The sequence below is a fragment of the Sulfitobacter sp. genome (genome assembly GCF_041552635.1).
Classification (GTDB): Bacteria; Pseudomonadota; Alphaproteobacteria; order Rhodobacterales; family Rhodobacteraceae; genus Sulfitobacter.
In genome coordinates, this window is record NZ_JBFEKM010000299.1 from 1 (window position 1) to 2,699 (window position 2,699).

At 60.1% G+C, this 2,699-nt stretch carries 1 protein-coding gene; it reads right to left on the reverse strand.

Features of this window, described 5'->3' with window-relative positions:
* Positions 1 to 2,699 (reverse strand): hypothetical protein (locus ABYT07_RS20305; protein WP_372993820.1); only part of this gene is annotated, 2,699 nt, incomplete at both ends.

Genomic DNA, 2,699 nt, shown 5'->3' on the forward strand with positions numbered 1-2,699 from the left:
ACGTCAGCTCGGATGTGTAGATCGAATAAAGCTTTGCACTGCCTGTAATCACCATCGGGGCTTGGAAGGCCGCGGCAAAACCGCTTTGCGACGGGTTCGCCTGCACCAGACGGTATTGCGTCAGCACTTGACCGCGCACCATGTCCAGCCATCCATCAACACTTACGTTCGCTGGCAACTGGAACGCTGGGCCCGTCAATTCGCCCGGTGTGGTGATGTCCGGCAGGCTGGTGAAGAAATCAACGCCGCCGGTGAAGTTGTTGATGGTCAGACCCGAGATCGGCTCGAGCAGGATACCGCCCGGAATTTGTGCCGTCACCAGTACGCCAAGCGGGCCAAGTTCGCTGAGCGCAAAGCGGATGGTAAAGCCGGACAGGCCCGCGACGGAATACCCTGCCTCGACCCCGATAAAGAACACGCGGTCGGCGACAACGGTCTCCGTATCAAGCACCCCGATCTCGTTGCCGTTTGCATCAACCTTGATGATCCCGCCGATCAACGTGCCTTCGATCTCGCCGCCAAAGACATTGCCCGAGATGGACACACCAAGGGATTCAATCCCGATGATCGGGTTATCCCCCGCGATCAGCGCGCCCACGTCGATCTGGATACCTCTGACGGTGCCTTCGAACTTCAGGCCGGCATTGCCTTGCAGACCCGTGATGGTCGCCGACAGGGTCAGAACGAATTTCTCAGGGGCAGCCTGAATGTCAGCCCACTGCACGCCAATCTCGGTGATCCGGATCGGCAGCCATGCTGGCCACTTGAACGTGGCACCCGTGGCCGACCCGACGCCGATAAACACGCCAAATCCACGCTTGGTAACGAACGTCCCATCACCGAGGAACGCAAACTGGCGCGCCTCGCCGACCAGCGTCACAGACCCAACAGTCAGTTCGGCACCGATCGCGGCAAAGCTGATCAGCTCTTCGTCAGCGGCGGCACCGGTATCAAGGTTCAGGTCCTGCCCCGTCAGAACAAGGTTCGGCCCCAGCGTGATGCGGAATGTGTCCATCCGCCAGATAAAGCCGTCGACCACACCATTGGTGAAGGTCAGACCAAGGCGGATCGCCTCTGTATCGGGAGCACCGACGGTATCGGTCAGTTCCGGGCCGGTGCGGTCGCGGATATCTGCGGAAATCGGTTTGCCGGGCGCGAACTTTGCCCCGCCAGAGGCAAAGAAGATCGACCCGTTGAAGTTTACGGCCTGACCGAACACGACGCTAAAGTCTGTGACACCGATGCGCAGATCATCAAACTCAAGCAGGCTGCCAAACCGGATTGGGCCAGTCTGGCTGTCGGTGCGTGTGGCCGAGGCCGCCGTCGGGTTGCTGTTCAACCCGCCATAGATCAGCTGCGCCGTCTTCAGGCTGAACCCATTTTCATAGACAATCAAACCCGGTGTAAGTGCTGTCCCCGTAATCAGCCCCGTCAGCCCAAAGCTTGGGAAGGTGACGCGCACGGTGCCGATCTCGACCAGCTTCTGGCCCGCACCCTCCAGCGTGTTCAGCAGATCCTTTGTCGCGTCATAATCGGGATCATAGCCGATCTTGATGTTGAACGCTTCAAAGGTCAGAACCTCTGGCACGGTGCCGATCAAGCTATCCGCCGTCACTTCCCACTTGCCGGTAAAGCCGATGTCAGGCTCGCCACCCGTGACCGCCGCCAGCACATCAATTCCTACGTCGAACTTGACCAGCAGACCGTTGATCACGACGCTTGTGCCACCGGTGTTAGACGGGGTGCCGCCTTGGGGTGGCGTGCTGCCAAAGGCAAGGGCCGCGCGATCGGCACCAATCGCAATCGTCAGGATTAGACGGCCATCCTTGAACGCCAGCTTATCAAGGCCGACCGAAGGAGATTCAATCGTGACCGGACCAATGTTGAACGACAGGCCACTGGTCTGCACTTCAGGAATGTTGGCAACCGTAAAGACCGACGCATATTGCACCCGCAGCGGATCGGCGGCAGTGCCCACGCTTGCGGCGTTGTTGATGGTGCGGTCCGTCACGGTCACCCCATCCACGGCACCGAACAGAACGGTTGTCGTCGGCAGACCGGTCCGGTCCTGATCGTAAGACCAAGTGCCCGCGATAAAGTCGACCTGTACATCACCGACACTGAACGCCGCGTTCGACAGTGTATTCGCAGCAGCGCCAACCGGGCTGGCCGGCACACCCACGACGGGCGCAGGCGGCTTGGCCGCAATGAAGTAGCGCCATGTCGTCGCCGAAACCTGCGCGACCCCAATGACACCGCCGACATTCGCAGCACCGCCCACGGCCGAGATCCGGATTTCGTTGCCGTCGATGGTCGCAACATTTAGGCGCTGCCCGACAGTCGTACGGAAGGTCACGTCGATAAACCCTGCAGCGTTTAACTGCGTCGCATCCACCGTGGCACCCGAAAACGGCTTGGCCAGCGCGATTGACGCCGCCTGCGCAGCCGCAAGACGGGCCAATTCAAACTCTGCCGCGCCAAAGCCGTTGCCAAGGGCGCGCAGCACGCTAAAGCGTTCGATTTCACGGGCTCCCAGCGAATTGGCGCTGTCTTTCCAGGAATTCGCCAGGAACTCGACCTCATAGGTGATCGGGCTGTTCGTTGGAATGCTGTCCGGCTTGTTCAAAATCTCGTAACGGAAGGTCGGCTTGGCTGTTCCCTCGACCCGCGTGGCCGCACCGGAGACTTCGATATTGAAG